16 protein-coding genes are annotated in these 19,155 nt (G+C 43.3%); 9 read left to right on the top strand and 7 right to left on the bottom strand.

Features of this window, described 5'->3' with window-relative positions; all coding sequences use genetic code 11:
- Window positions 1-522 precede the first annotated feature (522 nt).
- Both HGO23_RS17150 and HGO23_RS17145 read left to right on the top strand, forming a co-directional pair.
- A complete protein-coding gene (locus HGO23_RS17150; RefSeq protein WP_209027344.1) occupies window positions 523-837 on the top strand; it encodes a DUF3761 domain-containing protein in 315 nt (104 codons plus the stop codon).
- Window positions 838-1,518: 681 nt separating this feature from the next.
- Window positions 1,519-2,292: a protein bax gene (locus HGO23_RS17145; protein WP_099135109.1), complete on the top strand. Its 774-nt coding sequence runs from the start codon at window positions 1,519-1,521 to the stop codon at window positions 2,290-2,292.
- A 104-nt stretch (window positions 2,293-2,396) separates the two neighbouring features.
- Here HGO23_RS17145 and gntU read toward each other — a convergent pair whose 3' ends face one another.
- The 3 genes from gntU to gntR form a co-directional block, all read right to left on the bottom strand.
- Window positions 2,397-3,734 carry a gluconate transporter gene (gntU, locus tag HGO23_RS17140; RefSeq protein ID WP_209027343.1) on the bottom strand — a complete coding sequence of 446 codons (1,338 nt, stop codon included), beginning with the start codon at window positions 3,732-3,734 and terminating at the stop codon, window positions 2,397-2,399.
- On the bottom strand, window positions 3,734-4,270 hold the full coding sequence (gene gntK / locus HGO23_RS17135) for a gluconokinase (protein WP_209027342.1): 537 nt from the start codon (window positions 4,268-4,270) through the stop codon (window positions 3,734-3,736). The genes gntU and gntK overlap by 1 nt, the downstream gene beginning before the upstream one ends.
- 221 nt (window positions 4,271-4,491) lie before the next feature.
- Window positions 4,492-5,487, bottom strand: a complete 996-nt coding sequence (gene gntR, locus HGO23_RS17130) for a gluconate operon transcriptional repressor GntR (protein WP_209027341.1) — start codon at window positions 5,485-5,487, stop codon at window positions 4,492-4,494.
- Window positions 5,488-5,865: 378 nt separating this feature from the next.
- Between gntR and HGO23_RS17125 the strand changes: the two genes are divergently transcribed.
- The 3 genes from HGO23_RS17125 to HGO23_RS17115 are packed head-to-tail and all read left to right on the top strand — an operon-like array spanning window position 5,866 to window position 9,166.
- Window positions 5,866-6,867 carry a hypothetical protein gene (locus tag HGO23_RS17125; RefSeq protein ID WP_099135105.1) on the top strand — a complete coding sequence of 334 codons (1,002 nt, stop codon included), beginning with the start codon at window positions 5,866-5,868 and terminating at the stop codon, window positions 6,865-6,867.
- Window positions 6,867-8,018, top strand: a complete 1,152-nt coding sequence (locus HGO23_RS17120; protein WP_209027340.1) for a BamA/TamA family outer membrane protein — start codon at window positions 6,867-6,869, stop codon at window positions 8,016-8,018. Before HGO23_RS17125 ends, HGO23_RS17120 begins: the two co-directional genes overlap by 1 nt.
- 14 nt (window positions 8,019-8,032) lie before the next feature.
- The gene (locus HGO23_RS17115; protein WP_209028815.1) at window positions 8,033-9,166 is read left to right on the top strand and encodes a DUF4056 domain-containing protein; all 1,134 of its coding nucleotides are present in this window, start codon (window positions 8,033-8,035) and stop codon (window positions 9,164-9,166) included.
- 225 nt (window positions 9,167-9,391) lie between these two features.
- Here the strand turns inward: HGO23_RS17115 and HGO23_RS17110 are convergent, their stop codons facing one another.
- On the bottom strand, window positions 9,392-10,429 hold the full coding sequence (locus HGO23_RS17110; protein WP_209027339.1) for a zinc-dependent alcohol dehydrogenase family protein: 1,038 nt from the start codon (window positions 10,427-10,429) through the stop codon (window positions 9,392-9,394).
- Between the two features lie 125 nt (window positions 10,430-10,554).
- Entirely contained in the window at window positions 10,555-11,214 is a 660-nt protein-coding gene (plsY, locus tag HGO23_RS17105; protein ID WP_209027338.1) for a glycerol-3-phosphate 1-O-acyltransferase PlsY, read from the bottom strand.
- Window positions 11,215-11,322: 108 nt separating this feature from the next.
- Between plsY and folB the strand changes: the two genes are divergently transcribed.
- On the top strand, window positions 11,323-11,676 hold the full coding sequence (gene folB / locus HGO23_RS17100) for a bifunctional dihydroneopterin aldolase/7,8-dihydroneopterin epimerase (protein ID WP_099135099.1): 354 nt from the start codon (window positions 11,323-11,325) through the stop codon (window positions 11,674-11,676).
- Here folB and HGO23_RS17095 read toward each other — a convergent pair.
- Both HGO23_RS17095 and HGO23_RS17090 read right to left on the bottom strand, forming a co-directional pair.
- Entirely contained in the window at window positions 11,673-12,827 is a 1,155-nt protein-coding gene (locus tag HGO23_RS17095; protein ID WP_209027337.1) for a multifunctional CCA addition/repair protein, read from the bottom strand. The two genes, folB and HGO23_RS17095, sit on opposite strands and share 4 nt — an antisense overlap.
- Before the next feature lie 30 nt (window positions 12,828-12,857).
- Complete coding sequence (locus HGO23_RS17090; RefSeq protein WP_099135097.1) at window positions 12,858-13,478, bottom strand: TIGR04211 family SH3 domain-containing protein; 621 nt, start codon at window positions 13,476-13,478, stop codon at window positions 12,858-12,860.
- Between the two features lie 309 nt (window positions 13,479-13,787).
- On the opposite strand from HGO23_RS17090, the gene HGO23_RS17085 reads away from it, so the two are divergent.
- From HGO23_RS17085 to hldE, 3 genes are all read left to right on the top strand, one after another.
- Window positions 13,788-14,723 carry a CYTH domain-containing protein gene (locus tag HGO23_RS17085; protein ID WP_099135096.1) on the top strand — a complete coding sequence of 312 codons (936 nt, stop codon included), beginning with the start codon at window positions 13,788-13,790 and terminating at the stop codon, window positions 14,721-14,723.
- Between the two features lie 25 nt (window positions 14,724-14,748).
- Window positions 14,749-17,616 (top strand): bifunctional [glutamate--ammonia ligase]-adenylyl-L-tyrosine phosphorylase/[glutamate--ammonia-ligase] adenylyltransferase, encoded by a 2,868-nt coding sequence (gene glnE, locus HGO23_RS17080; protein WP_209027336.1) that lies wholly within the window; start codon window positions 14,749-14,751, stop codon window positions 17,614-17,616.
- Between the two features lie 96 nt (window positions 17,617-17,712).
- Window positions 17,713-19,137, top strand: coding sequence for a bifunctional D-glycero-beta-D-manno-heptose-7-phosphate kinase/D-glycero-beta-D-manno-heptose 1-phosphate adenylyltransferase HldE (hldE, locus tag HGO23_RS17075; RefSeq protein ID WP_099135094.1), 1,425 nt, complete (start codon window positions 17,713-17,715; stop codon window positions 19,135-19,137).
- Window positions 19,138-19,155: the final 18 nt, after the last annotated feature.

Below are 19,155 nucleotides of genomic sequence, written 5' to 3'. Positions count from 1 at the left end.
TTTCCATTTAATAGATAAACATAATAATTTTTTGATTTAAAATTTTGGGGGTATTTCAGGGGTTATTGACGTTAAAGTTATTTTTAGTCAGATGATTGCTCTTGAATGGTCCTGTGCTTAGTCCTTAGCTTTGGCTTTTTGTGGTAATCCTTCACAGTATTTATCCGTTTAAATAAAATATATACCAAGCTCCATTTTGGCTTGTTTTAATCGTTGGTCGAGAAGTGAATACATTATGGAGATTCGAGCATATCATTCTTTTATTTTTATTACTTTCATTTAATCAATAGATTTATCCGGTAGAAATAAAACTGAACTGATATCGGTTTTAAATTTTATGATTCAATGAAATTGGTTTAAGGAGTATTATTACTAAATACAGCATAATTAGAAAGCTGTTTTTATGAGTCTTCAAATGATAATTGTTGTTTATATCAGATTTGTAATCGCATCATTCAAAGCTATACTCCAAACTACAAGAGTTGATTTCGGGTTAAATACTCTAACCAGAGGATACATATTATGAAAAGCTTGAAGTTATCAGTTGCAGTATTACTGGTGTTGTTTTCAAGTGCAGTAATTGCAGCGCCCATGGTATCAACAGATCACACTGCCAAAACTGGCACAACAGTGGAAAAGAGTGTCAAAAAGACCAAAAATAAAATGAGTTCGTTAGAAAAGAAAGCGGGTGAAAACAGCAAGAAATCAACGAAGAAAGGAAAAACTAAAGCTAAAAAAGGTGTGAATACTGCGCTTTGTAAAGATGGAACTTATAGTAAGAGCAAATCGCGTAAAGGCGCATGCTCACGCCACGGTGGTGTCGCCAAATGGTTATAGTTTTCCGGTGACTTTTTATTATGTCTAATTTAGGGGGCTAAGGCCCCCTAATTACTTCCCAATAAAAATCTCTTTTTTAATTTTTATGCTTTATACACCAGTTATTGTGAAAATAATATTTTTCTCGATATTGCCAGTGCATTGTTAATTCTAAAATGCGTTAGATCAGAATAGAAGCTTAAAGATATTTCTTTCACTAAGAAGAGAAGATGTAAGGAGGTAATATTAAATCAATTGATTTAATATTGCTTTCTTATTTATTTAATCTAACTATTAAAACATAATTGACCACTAAAATAGATAACTAAAAATAGATAAAATCATATCTGATGATTCACATAACAAAATTAATTTCTGCATTGATGATTTAAGATGGGTGCGAAATGATTTTTTTATTAAAAATAAATGAGTTAATCATAATGTTGTGAATCAAATATTCTTTATTTTAGATAAAAAATAGTAGGAAGATATGCGATAAATAACACTATTTGCCAGATAAAATCTCAATAATTATTACACTTATTTACGGTATTAAGTAAAAAATATAGATTATTGTCAGTAACGTGCTAATATTCGTTACGTAATTAACCTTACGAATCGCGAATAAAGATAGCTATACATTGATTGCTTTGTTAATATTCGTGTGTTTTTTATCCAGAGTAATAAAACGAGGAGAAGCAAATGCCCTCTCGAATGATGATGAGGACAACTGCGGTCTTCGCTTTCTTTCTCTCTTTAATCTTTACTGGATTGAGCGATGCTTCAACCAATAGCTCAAAAGTGAAAGAGTATTCTCACAATGGCATAAAGCATCATTTGCCTGATTTGCGAAAATATCCTTCAGGTACACCCAGGAAGAAAGCGTTTTTAAATATTGTTGTCCCTGTAATTGATAAGCATAATCAACAGATTATGCAAGACCGCACATGGCTCCTGTCACACCATGAATCACATAAATGGTCTGCACAGGATATCAAGAGATTGCAGAGGATCTGCACAGATTACAAAATGACTTGTACCTTACTAAAACGGGTTGATTGGCATAATTTGTTGAGTAGGGTTGATATTATTCCGACCCATTTTGTTGCTACTCAGGCTGCCGCAGAATCAGGATGGGGAACATCAGAACTTGCGCAGAAAAACAATAACCTGTTTGGAATGCGTTGTCGCTCATGCGGCAAGGCTAAAGGGAAAATTAAAGGTTATTCAGTTTATGATTCGATTGAAGACTCTGTCGTCGCCTATATGAAAAATATGAATACGCATCGTGCTTATGAGTCACTGCGTACTTCACGTGTAAGGCAGAGAATAGCACAAGTGCCACTTAATACCAGCAAACTGATCGATCATCTTAAAGGTTATTCCGAATTAGGTGCTGGCTATAATCGTTATTTACATAAGGTATTTAATGGCAATAAGGAATTGATTTCACAAGTACAGGAATACGGGAAGTGATTGCCAATAAATATGAGTAATATGGTCACTTTTCAATAATCCACACTGTATTAATTACAATGTGGATTATTTTTTATAATGATAGTCTAAAAACCGTTAGAACATCATAACATCGCGAAATAGATCATGCCGACAATTGCTCCTGTTGTACCTAAAATAGTTTCCATGATTGTCCATGTTTTTAAGGTTTGTCCTTCTGTTGCCCCAGTAAATTTACCGAACAACCAGAAACCAGAATCATTGACATGGCTGAAGATCAATGAGCCACCAGCGATACATACAGAGAGTGCTGCCATTTGTGCACCGGAATAGCCGAGTTCACCGATAACAGGCAGTATCAGGCCGACAGTGGTCAGGCAGGCAACAGTGGCTGAGCCTTGTATTACACGTACAGCACCTGCCAGAATAAAACATGCCAATGCGATTGGCAGGCCGATACCAATCAATGCGTTACCCAACGCAGGCCCTACACCGGAATCAATCAACACTTGCTTGAAGACACCACCCGCACCTGTGACCAGTAAGATAATTCCCGCTGGTTGGATTGCCGCAGAGCAGACATCCATTACTTTTTCTTTGCTCATGCCGCGACGAATTGCCAAGCCATAAATCGCCACCAGACAGGCAATTAAAATCGCGGTGAAAGGATGACCGATAAATTCCAGCCACTGATACAGTACAGATTGTTTATCAACAAAACGGGCACCAATGGTTTTCAATCCAACTAATACTAATGGAAATAGCACCAGTGCCAGACTGAACGCAAAAGAAGGCATTTGGTTCTTACTAATGCTTGGTGTGCTCAAATCTTTGGGTAAATCCAGAGTGACATATTTGCTGATGAAATTGCCATATATTGGGCCTGCCAGTAACATACCGGGGATTGCTGCACTCAGGCCAATCAGGATCATCCAGCCAAAATCTGCTCCCATTTGAGAAGCCAGCATCATTGGAGTTGGCCCCGGAACCAGAAACGCAGCCGCCGCTGCCACACCGGCAAACAGTGGAACTGCCAGTTTTACCACATTACCGCTAGTTCGACGTGTAACAGCAAAAACCACGCCGATCAACAGTACAACCGCTACATCAAAAAACAGTGGTAATGCACAGATAAGGCCGGCAATACCTAGCGCATAATGAGCCCTGTTTTCACCAAAGCTACCCAGTAATTTCACGGCTATTTGATCAAGTGCGCCTGTTTCATGCAGGATTTTGCCAAACATGGCCCCTAGTGCGACTACAATAGCAAGGAAGCCCAATGTGCCTGACATACCGTTTTGCATAGTTTGAGCGATTTTTTCTAATGGCATCCCGGAAAAAATACCAGCTCCCATTGAAACCAACATTAAGGCGATAAAGGCGTGTATTCGGGCTTTCATCACCAAAAACAGCAACAGAAGAACAGAGCCGACAGCTGTCAGCACCAGCGTTAATGTACTCATTAATGCTCCTCAGTAATATGGTGGATTATTTTAATTGTGTTTTTAATTACTTCATCAAGAGCTGGTTTGATATCAATAAAATGGACATCTTTCTCATCACTCGTCGGTTCTTCTAATGCCTCAAATTGGGAAATCAGCATTTGTGGTCTGAAAAAATGTCCTTTACGTGCTTTCAGGCGGCTCTCAATTAATTCAAAATCCCCCTGCATATACAGGAATGACAAGTTTTTGTTACCGTTACGCAGAATATCCCGGTAGCGTTTTTTCAGGGCTGAACACACCAGCAAAGAGATGTTACTGGTACGTTGCATGGCAAAAATGGCATCATTAAGCGCTTCTAGCCACGGTTGACGATCATCGTCATTCAAGGCATGGCCTTCTGCCATTTTCTTAATATTGGCGCGGGGATGAAGGAAATCTCCATCTAAAAATGCGGTATCCAGTTTATGGGCAACACCATTGGCAACGGCAGATTTGCCGCTGCCGGATACCCCCATCAATATAAAAACATGGCTTGGCTGCCGGGTATCGCTCATATCAAACTCCTTTGTGCAGATTTTGTCACTTGGTCGTCCTTGTGATCGAACTGCAATATTTTCTTTGTGAAATATTATCCGTTTAATGTTACCGGTAACTATCTATTAGCAACATTATCAGCAGCAAAGGAAAGTGAGCAATCAATCAAGATTGGTAAGAAAGGAAAATGTGAAGCCTATCGCAATTGAAGATGGGGAAATATCATTTTAAGCTACAAAAATTAAACACTTTCACCTAATGAAAGCGTAAATCCAACGTCAATAAGGGTTTGTTCTAGTTTTTCGCCCTTCAGGCGTGCAAGCAATGCTTCTGCTGCCTTGTGTCCCATTTGGTCACGGGGAGTCAGTACGCTGGCAAGCTTGGGGGTCATTACCTGACCGACATCATGTCCATGGAAACCGGCTACAGCAATGTCTCCTGGTACTTTGATCCCCTGACGCTGACATTCAAATATTGCTCCAATCGCGATATCGTCATTGGTACAAAACAGGCCGTCAACATCTGGATATTTCTGGTAAGTTTCCTGTAAGAGTCGGGCACCCAATGAATAAGATGAACTGGCCGGCGTCATTACTTTTCTTGGTTGTAATCCCGCACTGCACATTGCCACTTCATATCCTTCCAAACGGATCAACGTTCTTTCATCCTGTCGTGCACCGAGATAGACAATATTCTGGCAACCACGTCTGAGCATGGATTCTGTCATCTGACGTGCTGCTTCAAAATTATCGATACCGACGGCGACATCAAGGCAGGGCGATACACTGTCCATCAGTTCTACAACAGGGATACCAGTGGTTTCCAATACTTTCAGGGTTTTGGGAGTATGTGTTCGTTCGGCCAGGATCAGGCCATCAATATTATAGGAAAGCAGGGAGAGCAGACGCTCTTCTTCTTTCTGTGCTGAATAGCCATAATGCGCGAGCATAGTCTGATAGCCATGACGGTCTGTCACATGTTCAATACCGCGGATAACTTCGGCAAATACCTGATTGGTTAATGAAGGAAGTAACACTCCGATTGTCCGGCTGGTGGAATTGGAGAGAATATCCGGCACGCGATTAGGAATGTAGCCCAGTTGATCCACAGCCGCAGCAATCCGCTCCCCTAACGCTTCGGAAACCTGACTTGGATTACGTAAGAAACGGCTGACCGTCATTTTTGTGACTCCAACGAGGTCTGCAACATCTTGTAAAACGGCGCGTTTTTTCTTCATTTTCAATGCGGTGCAATCAATATTGGGAGGAGCAAGCTAATTAAGTGTGGTTTTAACACATTTAGACACCCTAATAATACGGTTTTTAGCAAAAAATTCTGGCTGACTCACATTCCATAGAGACTGCATTTATTCGTCAACTGCCATAAAATTTTTTTCTGATATAGATATCAGGAATAGTTATTTACTCAGATCCAGTCAATTTATCGAGAACATATAGAAATTATTAGAATAAAAAAATCAATCTGAAATTATTTATACAAAAGTCACTCATTAAAATATTTTCTATAACTTATTAATTTCAAGCACTTTTGGATAATCGTGCACAAGGTGGCTCATGCTAGTCTGCCGAGTCTTTCATTTTACTTTGAGTGTATTATGACCTTAACTAACTTTAGCAAATTGTTAGCCGCTACATTCTGTCTCGTAACTTCATACAGTTATGCAGAAAATGAGCGCCCACTTTTTTCATTGACGATGACTGAATCTGGTGTATCGCAAACGAATAGCGATGGTAGTTTGTCCCGCTCTGCAAAATCAGAATCTCGTGTTCTGCCGATTTGGGGGGATGAAGCTCGAGCCAAAGGCTATGATCTTCCTGAGCCATTTGGTGTCGGTTATGGGTATATGAATCTGCGTCAGGATGTTATTGTAGATAGTATTAAGTTTGGATTTGATAACCCAATGTTAAAACCTTTTGAAGAATTAACTACTATTAAAACAGGTAATACTCGTCAAAAAAGTGAATCTCATATGCTTAAATTAGATACTTGGGTTTTACCTTTTTTAAATGTATATGGTTTATATGGAAAAACCAAAGGTACATCAAAAACCATCTTGGATGGTATCTACTTAGGGAAAAATAACATCTTAGAGAATGGTACAACGCCTTTCGTACTAAATTTTAAGGGTAAGACTTATGGTGGAGGTTTTACTCTTGCAGGGGGATATAACCAGTTTTTTGCTGTCTTGGATACTAATTATACCCGCACTAAACTGGATATTTTAGATGGAGAACTTAGTGCTCTTGTTATAAGCCCTCGCATTGGTTATGAGTTTGTATTTAATCCATTATTTGATGGTCAAGGTAACACAAAACTCCAATTGTGGACGGGTGCTATGTATCAGGATATTACTCAGCGTTTTCAAGGCGATGTTCGCAATCTTAATAACTTACCCACTGAAATAGCTAATTGGATTAGTTTGACAGAAATGTGGGGTGGAGGTGACATCAAATTCGACGTCAAACAACACCTTGCCCATAAATGGAATAACACTGTCGGTGCTCGTTTCGAAGTCACTCGTAATTTCAATATATTATCTGAAGTTGGCTTTGGTAACCGAAACAGCTTCTACGTTTCTGGGGAGTTCCGTTTTTAATGTTGGGCGTTACGACGATCAAAAGGCTGGTAATATCCAGCCTTCTTATTTTTACGGTCACATCAGCGCATGCGGATATTTTGCCTGATCGGCAAAAAATTGATGGCTGGCTCGAAAAGTTAGGTGGCAATAATCAATTTGATGCCAGCAAGAAAATTGACTGGGGTGTGCTGCCCGGCCCTTTTTATACACCTGAAATGGGAGTGGGGATTGGCGTGGCGGTAGTCGGGCTTTATCGCCCTGACAGTAACGATCATATCAGTCAGAACTCTTCTCTGGGGCTCAGTGGCTTTGGCTCATCCACTGGCGCATTTGGCCTGAATTTTACCAATTACAATTTTCTTGCTAATGATCAGTGGCGGTTATTTATTTCCGGTACGCTAAATAACATACCTACCTATTATTGGGGGCAAGGTTATCACGCCGGGAAGAATAATCGTAATAAAGAAAGCTATCGCTCGCAGGAGTTTGATATTCGTCCCCGTGTGCTTTATCGCGTTGCTGATGCAACCTATATGGGATTAGGCTGGAATTTCTCATCCGTCAATGCCAGTGACACCGATGTTCAGGCGAAAAAATATTTTGCACAGTCCGTTGGTGGGGCTTCTGTCATAAGTTCTGGTGTCAGTGCATACTTCAGTTATGACACACGGGATTTTCTGCCTAACCCTCAGCATGGCCAAACTATTGAGCTTATTTATACTTATTTTTCCCCTGAGTTAGGGGGCGATCATCATTTCCATGTCACACAATTACAGTTTTCGACTTATCACCAACTATCTGAAAAAACTGTGCTAGCCTTTGATAATTATGCCCGTTTCAGTGCAGGTGATGTACCGTGGAACCAGTTATCCCTGTTGGGGAATAGTCGGCGTATGCGTGGCTACTATGAAGGGCGCTATCGTGATAAAAACATTTTCACCACTCAATTGGAGTTAAGACACAAACTGGATTGGCGCCACGGTATTGTTGGTTGGATCGGTATGGGAACATTGAGTGATACCCCTTCAAAATTGGGTGACAGGCATTGGCTCCCTTCAGTTGGTGTGGGCTATCGTTTTGAGTTTAAACCACGTATGAACGTCAGGTTAGATTTTGGTATCGGGAAAGACAGCACCGGGTTCTATTTTCAGGTTGGAGAAGCATTTTGAAGTGTTTGGTAACAATGTTTTTAGCAACATTGTTTTTAAGTTTTCTGTTGATAGCATGCCAAAGCAAACCAGCTCCTGCGACACCTGTCGAGCCAATGCTCAGAAGTGAGACATATGAACAGGCGGAAACCGATTGGTCAGTTCTGAGTCCTCTCGATCCTCCGGAAGGGTTAAGAGCGTGCTGTGTATTTGGTTATAATCTTAAAGCAGAGACATTGGGGATCCCGATGCCTCTCTTTAGTATCGACAATATCGTTGAAGCTGAAAAATTGGGAGAGCACCACTATAACGATAGCGTTTTGGGGGCGAGTGCTGCGTTATTGGGGATCAGTAATGAAAAAATCGGTTTGTTATATACCGAGAAAGGCGGGTTTATTGATATTGCCCATGTAAGGGATACCGCAGACTATACCCTTTATTTCTTTAGCCAAATTTATGCTCACCTTGGGCAAGAGTGGGTGCTGACGCTGGATAATGAGCTTGCGGCGCGTAAGATCCACTTTTTTGCATTTACACCGCCGGAAGATCCCGCTGAAAGTTATACTCTGAGTGTTTATCTGGCCGCAAAACTGGCATTTCAGTTAGCCGCCTGGCATGAAATTGCCCAATGGTACGGCTATCAGTCTATTCCAGGATTCTCAGAAGCTGTTTCGGCATTTTCCCCGGAAGACCTCTATTCCAATCTGTTGGGCGCGAGATTGGCGCTGACGCTGATTTTGCAAGGTCAGGCATCTTCCGTCAGTCAGTTTTCTGCTGCCATCGCAAATATTCTGCCAATCGCATTACATGAACTGGGCGCTTACGATAGATCAGGCACAAAAGAGATGTTTGATCAGGTTGATGGTATATGGTGGAACAGTTATCAGCGGATTTCTAAAAAATTTCTGCTGCTGCGCAGGAACTATGAAACCCAGGATGATCGCTATTCATTAATGCCATTTGATAAAGAGAAGTCTGCTTTGCGTCTTTCTTTACCTGAATCTTATCAACATTTCTCGCTGGATAAGTTGGCAGAATTCCAGTTATGGCCAACGGATAAGATGAAAAACCTACCTGTGCCACAACGCTATTGGACAGTGAAAGATTTTCCAATGCTGGCGGAAAAAGCTGAAAAGCAGGACATGAAGCAGTTGTTGAATAATAAATAGCTGTTTGTGTTTTATACCCTTTGTCTTTCAAGTTGTCTCTTTGTTGGCTGTGCGCGCTCACCCCGGTCACCGTTTTTATAAACATACGGTTATCTATGCTCCCGACTATATAAGGTTAAATACTAATTCCCAAGTAACTGTAATGCCTAAAAGCCAATTTTGGATAGACCTCAACGCCAGGGATTTAGCAGGAAGTGTGGTTAAGCTACACTTCCTGCTAATCAATTATGCTGACAAGACAATTTTCAATGCTTTTTCTTGCGCTGCATTATTAAATACGTCATAAGCGGTTTCTATTTCATTCAATGGGTAATAATGAGTGACCAGCTTTTCAGGTGCGATTCGGCCGGATTGAACGCTTTTCAGCAACATCGGAGTACTGCTTGTATTGACCAGTCCAGTAGTAATAGTGATGTTTTTGATCCAGAGATTTTCCAGATGTAAATCGACGGATTTACCGTGGACTCCCACATTAGCAATAAATCCACCCGCTGCAATAATGTCCTGACATATTTTGAAAGTTGCGGGGATACCCACACACTCAATGGCAACGTCTACACCAAAGCCACCAGTCAGTTTGTTGATGATTGCTACTACGTTTTGTCGTGTCGGATTGATAATTGTGTTAGCGCCGAGCTGCCGGGCGACGCTAAGACGGTTATCATCAGTATCGATCATGATGATATGTGCCGGAGAGTAAAACTGTGATGCCAGCAGTGCTGATAGTCCGACAGGCCCTGCACCAATCAAGGCGATAGTATTTCCGGGTTGAACTCTGCCATTAATAACACCAATTTCAAAACCTGTTGGCAGGATGTCACTCAGCATTAAGGCAGCTTCTTCATCGACACCCTCTGGCAGGAGATGAAGACTATTATCAGCATGGGGAATACGCGCTTTTTCTGCTTGTGTACCATCAATCTTATGCCCCAGGATCCAGCCCCCATCTTTACAGTGCGCATAAAGCTGACGTTTACAATGAATACAACTACCGCAGACGGTGATACAGGAAATAATCACTTTATCACCGACCTTGATATTGCGGACTGATTTTCCAACTGACTCAACGATCCCAATGCCTTCATGTCCTAATGTCCGGCCGTGTTCTACGGTAGGAACGTCTCCTTTGAGGATATGCAGATCTGTGCCACAGATTGTTGTTTTGACGATGCGGACGATAGCATCTGTTGGTTCGATGAGTTGGGGTGGCGCTTTTTCTTCCCAGAGTTTTTTTCCGGCTCCGTGATAAACAAGTGCTTTCATATAACCCCCTTCACAGGTGATGGTTGTCACTTACGTTACTAGTTGTTTAAAGTTTAGCAGATTCTGGAAGGAGTGAAACAGGACAGAAGCAGGGCAGAAGCAGCCCCTTGTTGGGGCTGTATGTGTCATTCGTCTTGTTGTTCTTGCTCTTTAGCAGCCTGGAGTTTCTCTTTATCTGTCATTTCCTGTTTCTTTTTCAGTTTCTGCCAGATGCGGCTTTCCTGACCTCGCCAGAGACGTTGGATGTTATCGTGGTGTCGCATAAGTATCAGGCATGAAAGCATTGCGACAGGAAAGGTAAATTCCGGTTTGAACCACCAGACGTAGAAAGGCACGACGAGGGCACTGATGATTGCGCCTAATGAGGAGTAGCCGCTCAATAATACGGTCAGCACCCATGTCCCGGCAACCAACCCCATTAAATCCCAGCCAATGGCAGCAATAGAGCCGAATGCGGTGGCGACACCTTTGCCTCCCTTGAAATGGAAAAAGATTGGGTAAATATGCCCTAAACAGGCAGCAATGGCGATAATGCCTAAATAAAAAGGTTGAATGTCGAGTTTATATGCCAGCCAAACAGGGATCATGCCTTTCAGGACATCGCAGATCAGTACTGTCAGCGCGGCGGCTTTGCCGCCAATACGCAGTACATTTGTTGCTCCCGGATTACCGGAACCATGCTGGCGGGGATTGGGTAATCCTGCCAGACGACAGATCAATATCGCGCTGGATATAGAGCCACACAGATACGCGAAGATGATCATACCAAGCGCGATAGCACTCATAAGATATCTCCAATGAATAAAGGTCGTTTTCTTTACTATAACAATGGATAATACGCACATTTAGCCGGAAGTGGTATCCGGTGAACCGAAAAACGGAGAAACGGCGTGATGGATATCGTATTTATTGAACAATTAAGCATCATTACTACCATTGGCGTATATGATTGGGAACAAACAATTAAGCAAAAGCTGGTGTTTGATATCGAAATGGGCTGGGACAATAAACGTGCAGCTTCCAGTGATGATGTTGAGCACTGTCTGGACTATGCCAAAGTCAGTGAAACAGTGATCTGGCATGTGGAAAATCAGCGGTTTGCTTTAGTTGAACGCGTGGCAGAAGAAGTAGCTGATATTTTGCTGAATCAGTTTAATGCGCCGTGGGTCAAAGTTAAAGTCACTAAACCAGGCGCAGTAGCACAAGCAAAAAGTGTGGGTGTCGTGATTGAACGCAGAGCGAGTTAATGCTGATTTTGTTGCCAGTGAGTAATGGCGAGCTGGCGTTGTCGTTCTAACTCTGTACGGATTTCAGCCCCCTGAAAACCACGGGCAATGATCTGTTGAACATTAACCTGACTGGCAATAGCAAAGGCTTCCCGCAAATATTTTTCGGGTGGATAAACAGACGCTTTTAGCCCTGTACAGGCAAAGGCATCGGCTTTGCTACAGACAGCTAAGTGCTCGATACGTTGGGGTTTTCGCCATGCGTCGATGGTATTGAACAGTATCAACAATTTTTCTGCCGGTAACTGTTCGGCAGTGTGTACCCAGTCATAGTATTGCGCCACGATGCCGGCAAGGTCACGTGTTGAATTAGGTATGCGCAACCGTTCGCACATCTGCTTAATCTGCTTGTTTCCAGTGTGAATGCAAAGTGAGGCGAAGCGGATATCGATATCAGTACTCAGTTGAGTGGATATTTGCAGGATATTCAGAGAATGAATCCCCATATCCGTCTCCATAGAAGGCACACCAAACAGATTATCGATTTCAGGGAAAAGGATCGCCAGAGCACCGCAGTCGCGTAAGACCTGGAAGTAAACGTATGGAGATTGTGAGGCGAGCGCTTTTTCAGTCTCCCGCCAAACCCGTTCAGGTGTTAACGACGATAACTCACCTCTCGCTGTCATTTCAGAGATCAGTGCTTGAGTTTCTGTAGCAATGGAAAAGCCTAAATGAGCAAATCGGGCAGCAAAACGTGCCAGACGGAGTACACGTAGTGGGTCTTCTGAAAATGCTTCCGAAACATGACGCAGGATACGATACTTAAGATCTTCTATACCGTGATAAGGGTCGATCAATTCACCTTCAGGAGTTTGTGCAATGGCATTGATGGTCAGATCCCGACGTAACAGATCTTCTTCCAAAGTAACATCGGGAGCCGAGTAACAGGTAAAGCCGGTATACCCCTGACCGGATTTTTTCTCTGTCCGTGCCAGCGCATACTCTTCATGAGTATTGGGATGCAGAAAAACCGGAAAATCTTTTCCAACCTGTTGGTATCCCTGAGATAACAGCTCTTCCAGGCTGCCGCCAACGACAACCCAGTCTCTTTCTGTAATCGGCAGATCCAGCAGTTGATCACGAACGGCACCGCCAACCAAATAAACTTTCACTCTTGTGTCCTTAAACTTACCGTCCTTAAATCAGCTCATCCAACGATCTTTGCGTTTACGGCGTGGAACGATATGTGGCAATACAAGACCTAACAATAAACCAATACCTGCAACTGCACCACCATACATGAACCACTGCAAGATAATGGCTCTTTGCTTATCATCCAGTTGTAAGTTGGCGATTTCGACTTTTTTCTCCGCTACAGTCAGCTTGCTCTGGAGCTTCGCATTCTCTGCTTTTAAATCATTAATGATTTTATCGCTGGCCGCTACTTTGTTCTGCATCTCTGCGGTACGTTGATTCCAGCTATTATCAATATTAGCCAATTGTTCGGTCAGAGTTTTGATTTTCTGCTCCATGGCGGGAATGCGTTCACGTAGGCTAGGAATAGCGCTGAGCTCACTGGTTAAGATCCAGTTTGTACGCCCTTTATTATCCCTTATTTGTGAATAGCCATTCTCTGATTTTGGATTTACCAGAATAACCTCAGCACCGGCATTCAATGAACCCATAATGCGATGTTGATTACTGGGGCCGCTGCGAATATAAGCTGATAATTCATCAGAGACGTAACGTTTTTCCTCAGCATACACGGATAATGGAAGTGTAATACTGAGTAATAAAATAAGTAATCGATGTAGTTTTTGCATTCTGTCTTCTACTGTTTTTGGTGTATGGGTTACAAACTGATAGGGTTGCAAACTGATAGTAAAGAGTAAAGTTTGCGGGTGCAATCAGTAAACCAGAATGAATCCTCATTTAACTGATCGAATACAGGCATTGTTAGCGCTTTTTTGGCGGAGTAATACGATTACTTGGCGATGTAACAGAATTATTGTTGAGATAACACAATCATTGTTGAGATAACACACAGTTGTGGTTTATTTTTCCTGTTCCTGAAAAAAGTTGTGGTTAGGGTTAAACATGATCCGCCCTGTGTTAATTGAGAGAGAAAAAATATGCGTTCTGTAGAGATAGAGTTGAAACTGTCTGTAAAACCCGAAACGATATCGGCAATTCGTAACCAGTTGTTTCAGCTTCCTAATCATTACACTTCACCACAACATTTAACTAATATTTACTTTGAAACACCGAATAGTCAATTGCGTCGTTGGGATATGGGATTGCGTATCCGTAGTTTCGATGAACAGTATGAAATGACTATCAAAACAGCGGGGCGAGTTATCGGAGGTCTCCATCAGCGGCCGGAATTTAATGTTGCTCTTCAGCAGCCAGAACTGGATTTAGCCCGCTTTCCTGCTGAAATCTGGCCTGAGAATACTGACCTTACCCGATTGCAGGCTCAGTTGACTGAACTGTTCAGTACAGATTTTTGCCGTGAAAAATGGGTTGTGAATTATGGTCAGAGTGAAATTGAAGTTGTGTTGGATCAAGGGGAAATCCGGGCCGGAGAGAGAACTTCGCCAATTTGTGAGTTTGAACTGGAGCTGAAAACAGGCGATGTGTCAGATGTGTTGTTATTAGCAGATGAACTGGCAATACAGGGTGGTTTGCGGCTGGCGAACAAAAGTAAGGCTGCACGGGGATATGCTCTTGCCAGTAATAGATCTCCTGCCAAGTTGGTGGAAGGAAAGGCACTTGAAGCACTCGAATGGCAGCAACCGTTATCTGTTCTTCTTGCCGGAATTCTGGATCAGTGGCAGGCGCAGGAGGAAGAGTGGTTGGCAGGAATAGCCACAGGAAAAACAGGATTAGAACAGACTCTGGAATGGGTAAAACTTCTGACTGAAAAGCAGGGTGAAACGGCTCCGGCACTGGGTTTATTACCTGAATTAAAAGAGGCACTTTCTACAGGTGATGCAGAAGTATTGTGTTACAGCGCAAAATGGTTGCAATGCAAACTGGCGTTGATTCAGTGGTTGATGGCTCAATAACAATTTAAAAAGGGAAGCCTTACTTATGTTGCCACTTTCATCAATTTTAACTCACCAATTACAACATGTTATTGCGAATTTCCAGCAAGCGATAGAAACGACAGAAGTCTTTGCACCTCATGAACAGGTAGTATTGGCACTGAGTGATTTTGTCGCAGAAAACATACTGTCACGTCCTGTATGGTTGGTTGAAATTTGTCAGAATCCCCCTCAGCCTGATGAGTGGCAACACTACGCAGATTGGTTGAATCAGGCTTTGTCAGCAGTGGGGGATGAGAATTCATTGATGCGGACTCTGCGTCTTTTCCGTCACAAGATGCTGGTAAGAATCGCATGGTTGCAAGCACTGCAAATAAGCACGACAGAACAAACATTGCAACAATTGAGTGTGTTAGCTGAAAGTCTGATTATTGCTGCCCGCGATTGGTTGTATCGGCATTGTTGTCAGGATTGGGGAACACCGACTGATCAAGCGGGTGTAGCGCAGCCGCTGTTGATCCTTGGCATGGGGAAACTGGGAGGAGGAGAACTTAATTTTTCCTCTGATATCGATCTGATTTTTGCGTATCCAGAAAATGGTGTGACACAAGGTGGTCGCCGCGAGATGGATAACTCTCAGTTTTTTACCCGATTGGGGCAGAAACTTATCAAGGTATTGGATCAACAGACGGTGGATGGTTTTGTTTATCGTGTTGATATGCGATTGCGTCCGTTTGGTGACAGTGGGCCGTTGGTGTTCAGCTTTCCGGCGCTGGAGGATTATTATCAGGAACAGGGACGGGACTGGGAGCGTTACGCCTTGATAAAGGCCCGGATTTTGGGGTCTGATGATCAGGCATATTGTCATGAGCTACGTCAGATGTTGAGGCCATTTATATTTCGTCGTTACATTGATTTCAGCGTGATCCAATCTTTACGCAATATGAAAGGCATGATTGAGCGGGAAGTGCGCCGACGGGGTTTAAAAGACAACATTAAACTGGGAGCGGGAGGTATCCGGGAAATTGAATTTATCACACAGGTATTTCAATTGATCCGTGGAGGACGGGAGCCAAGCCTGCAATCCTGCTCATTATTGTTGACACTGAAATCCATTGAAACATTGGCGTTATTGACCACAGAGCAGGTCAGGCAACTGGAAGAAAGTTATCTGTTTTTGCGTCGGTTGGAGAATTTGCTGCAATCCATTCGTGATCAACAGACACAAACTTTACCGGAGAATGAGCTGGATCGTGCCCGTTTATCCTGGGGTATGGGATTTGCTGACTGGAATGAATTAATCGTGGAAGCAGAGAAAAAAATGTCTGCCGTCCGGGGCATTTTTCAGCATCTTATAGGAGATGAAACGGAGGAAAATAATGAGGAAGCTGCACATGTACCGTTTAAAAGTTTATGGCAGGAAAGCCTGAACAGGGATGAACTAATGGTACTTGTTCCTCACCTGAATGAGTCTGAAACTCAGAAAATGTTCGATATGGTTGCCCTGTTACGCCACGATATCAGTAAGCGCACCATTGGCCCACGGGGGCGTGATGTACTGGATCATTTGATGCCGCGTCTTTTGGCAAAGATTGCTGCAAAGAAAATGAGTGCAAGGGAAGATACAAATACTGTGCTGGAGCGGATTATTCCTTTGCTGCTCAGTATTGTCAGCCGAACAACTTATCTGGAGCTGATGCTGGAATCAGAACAGGTGATGACCCACGTTATTCGTCTGTGTGCTGCTTCTCCGATGATTGCCAGACAACTTAGCCGCCATCCTTTATTATTAGATGAATTACTCGATCCTGCGTCATTATACGAGCCTTTGCCTCTGGAGGCTTATCGGGATGAACTGTATCAATATTTATTGCGCATCCCCGAAGATGATGAGGAACAATTGCTGGAGGCGTTGAGACAATTCAAACAGGCGCAATTATTGCGGATAGCCGCAGAAGACATAGCAGGTGCCCTGCCGATTATGAAAGTCAGTGATCACCTGACTTATCTGGCAGAAGCGATTATCGGTGCGGTAGTTCAACAGGCCTGGCATCAGATGGTAAAACGTTATGGTGTACCGACACATTTATCTCAGCGTCAGGGGCTTGGTTTTGCCATTATTGGTTATGGCAAATTGGGCGGTTGGGAACTGGGTTATGGTTCTGATTTGGATCTAGTATTTTTACTGGATTGTCCGATGGGCGTAATGACTGATGGCGCTCGTTCTATTGATGCCCGTCAATTCTATTTGCGTCTTGCTCAGCGCATTATTCACTTGTTCAGTACCCGGACGGCTTCGGGCGTGTTGTATGAAGTTGATGCTCGTTTGCGTCCGTCCGGTGAATCAGGGATGTTGGTCAGTACCCTTGAAGCTTTTGATGATTATCAGAAAAACGAAGCGTGGACGTGGGAGCATCAGGCATTGATTCGGGCCCGTATGGTATTCGGCGATGAAAAAATGCGGGCGGATTTTGAACGTATTCGTCGGGAAACGTTATGTATGCCACGTGAGCCTGATCTGCTGCGTCAGCAGGTACGTGAGATGCGGGAAAAAATGTATCGTCATTTGGGAAGTCATCAAGATAGCCAGTTTGATATTAAAACTGATCCCGGTGGGATCACCGATATTGAATTTATCGCTCAATATCAGGTACTGCGTTATGCACAGGAAAATGCCAGATTGACCCGCTGGTCTGATAATGTACGCATTTTTGAACTCATGGCTGAACACAATATTATGGATGAACAGGAAGCAGTGGCATTGAAGCAGGCTTATATCACCCTGCGCAATGAACTGCATCATCTTACTTTGCAGGCGTTATCCAATTGTGTCTCTGCTGAACGTTTCAGCCAGCAGAAAGCACTGGTGCACAATAGCTGGCAGAAGTGGCTTGGCGCTAATCAGGAAGAATAAGCCAGAGAGAAATAGGCTTTTTCTGAGGTTCTTGCTGGCATTTAGGCTGGTTATGGTAATATCCGCAACAATTTATTTTGATATTTGGAGCATGGGATGAACGTAGCACTCCCTGATTTTCACCGCGCAGGTGTTTTGGTTGTTGGTGATGTCATGTTAGATCGTTATTGGTACGGCCCAACCAGCCGCATTTCACCGGAAGCTCCGGTTCCTGTCGTTAAGGTCGATACCATTGAAGAGCGTCCGGGAGGAGCGGCTAACGTCGCCATGAATATCGCGTCACTGGGTGCCCATTCACATTTGGTGGGATTGACGGGTATTGATGATGCTGCGCGGGCATTGAGCGAAAAACTCAGTAGCGTGAAAGTTAAGTGTGATTTTGTTCCTGTGGCAACGCATCCAACCATCACCAAGCTACGTATTCTATCCCGTAATCAGCAACTGATCCGTCTGGATTTTGAAGAAGGGTTCCAGGGCGTAGACGCACAGCCAATGTTGGAAAAAATCCAGCAATCCTTGCCACATATCGGAGCGCTGGTGCTTTCAGATTATGGCAAGGGAGCGTTGCATCAGGTTCAGGCAATGATCAAATTGGCGAATGACGCGGGTGTCCCAGTTTTGATCGACCCCAAAGGCAACGATTTTGAACGTTACCGGGGTGCAACATTGCTGACACCGAATATGTCAGAATTTGAAGCTGTGGTTGGTCATTGTAAAGATGATGACGAGCTGGTGCAGAAAGGCACACAACTGGTGCAGGATCTGGAACTGAAAGCCCTGTTGATCACCCGTTCTGAACGAGGTATGAGTTTGCTATGTGTGGGACAGCCACCTCTGCATTTGCCAACTCAGGCACAAGAAGTTTTTGATGTAACGGGGGCTGGTGACACAGTGATTGGTGTTTTGGCAACGGCAATTGCAGCAGGAAAACCATTGGCGGAGGCCTGTTATCTTGCTAACGCAGCCGCAGGAGTCGTGGTTGGAAAATTGGGAACATCTACTGTTTCTCAGGTGGAACTGGAAAACGCAGTACGTGGTCGTGCAGAAACAGGCTTTGGTGTGATGAATGAATCACGTCTGAAAGAAGTCGTCGAACAGGCGCGTCAGCGCGGTGAACGTATCGTGATGACTAATGGTTGTTTTGATATTCTCCATGCTGGTCATGTATCTTATTTGTCCAATGCCCGTAAACTGGGTGATCGTCTGATCGTGGCGGTGAACAGTGATGCTTCAACCAAGCGCCTGAAAGGGGAAACACGGCCAGTGAATCCACTGGAACAACGGATGCTCGTATTGTCTGCGTTGGAATCGGTGGATTGGGTAGTGGCATTTGAAGAAGATACTCCACAGCGCTTAATTGCGGGAATTTTGCCTGATATCCTGGTCAAAGGTGGGGATTATAAGCCAGAAGAGATTGCCGGTAGCAAAGAAGTCTGGGCTGCTGGTGGAGAAGTGAAGGTATTAAATTTTGAAGATGGGATCTCAACGACCAATATCATCAAAATGATTAAAAATCAGTAAGTTTACCTGCATTATAAT

This window comes from Xenorhabdus budapestensis, from assembly GCF_017743015.1.
Lineage (GTDB): Bacteria > Pseudomonadota > Gammaproteobacteria > Enterobacterales > Enterobacteriaceae > Xenorhabdus > Xenorhabdus budapestensis.
Note: the sequence above shows the minus strand (reverse complement) of the source record. Positions and strands in the feature narration are given on the sequence as shown.

Excerpts from the sequence above, each read along its gene's own strand:
- HGO23_RS17150 (WP_209027344.1), top strand. The coding sequence starts at position 523 with ATGAAAAGCTTGAAGTTATCAGTTGCAGTATTACTGGTGTTGTTTTCA.
- HGO23_RS17145 (WP_099135109.1), top strand. The coding sequence starts at position 1,519 with ATGCCCTCTCGAATGATGATGAGGACAACTGCGGTCTTCGCTTTCTTT.
- gntU (WP_209027343.1), bottom strand. The coding sequence starts at position 3,734 with ATGAGTACATTAACGCTGGTGCTGACAGCTGTCGGCTCTGTTCTTCTG.
- gntK (WP_209027342.1), bottom strand. The coding sequence starts at position 4,270 with ATGAGCGATACCCGGCAGCCAAGCCATGTTTTTATATTGATGGGGGTA.
- gntR (WP_209027341.1), bottom strand. The coding sequence starts at position 5,487 with ATGAAGAAAAAACGCGCCGTTTTACAAGATGTTGCAGACCTCGTTGGA.
- HGO23_RS17125 (WP_099135105.1), top strand. The coding sequence starts at position 5,866 with ATGACCTTAACTAACTTTAGCAAATTGTTAGCCGCTACATTCTGTCTC.
- HGO23_RS17120 (WP_209027340.1), top strand. The coding sequence starts at position 6,867 with ATGTTGGGCGTTACGACGATCAAAAGGCTGGTAATATCCAGCCTTCTT.
- HGO23_RS17115 (WP_209028815.1), top strand. The coding sequence starts at position 8,033 with ATGTTTTTAGCAACATTGTTTTTAAGTTTTCTGTTGATAGCATGCCAA.
- HGO23_RS17110 (WP_209027339.1), bottom strand. The coding sequence starts at position 10,429 with ATGAAAGCACTTGTTTATCACGGAGCCGGAAAAAAACTCTGGGAAGAA.
- plsY (WP_209027338.1), bottom strand. The coding sequence starts at position 11,214 with ATGAGTGCTATCGCGCTTGGTATGATCATCTTCGCGTATCTGTGTGGC.
- folB (WP_099135099.1), top strand. The coding sequence starts at position 11,323 with ATGGATATCGTATTTATTGAACAATTAAGCATCATTACTACCATTGGC.
- HGO23_RS17090 (WP_099135097.1), bottom strand. The coding sequence starts at position 13,478 with ATGCAAAAACTACATCGATTACTTATTTTATTACTCAGTATTACACTT.
- HGO23_RS17085 (WP_099135096.1), top strand. The coding sequence starts at position 13,788 with ATGCGTTCTGTAGAGATAGAGTTGAAACTGTCTGTAAAACCCGAAACG.
- glnE (WP_209027336.1), top strand. The coding sequence starts at position 14,749 with ATGTTGCCACTTTCATCAATTTTAACTCACCAATTACAACATGTTATT.
- hldE (WP_099135094.1), top strand. The coding sequence starts at position 17,713 with ATGAACGTAGCACTCCCTGATTTTCACCGCGCAGGTGTTTTGGTTGTT.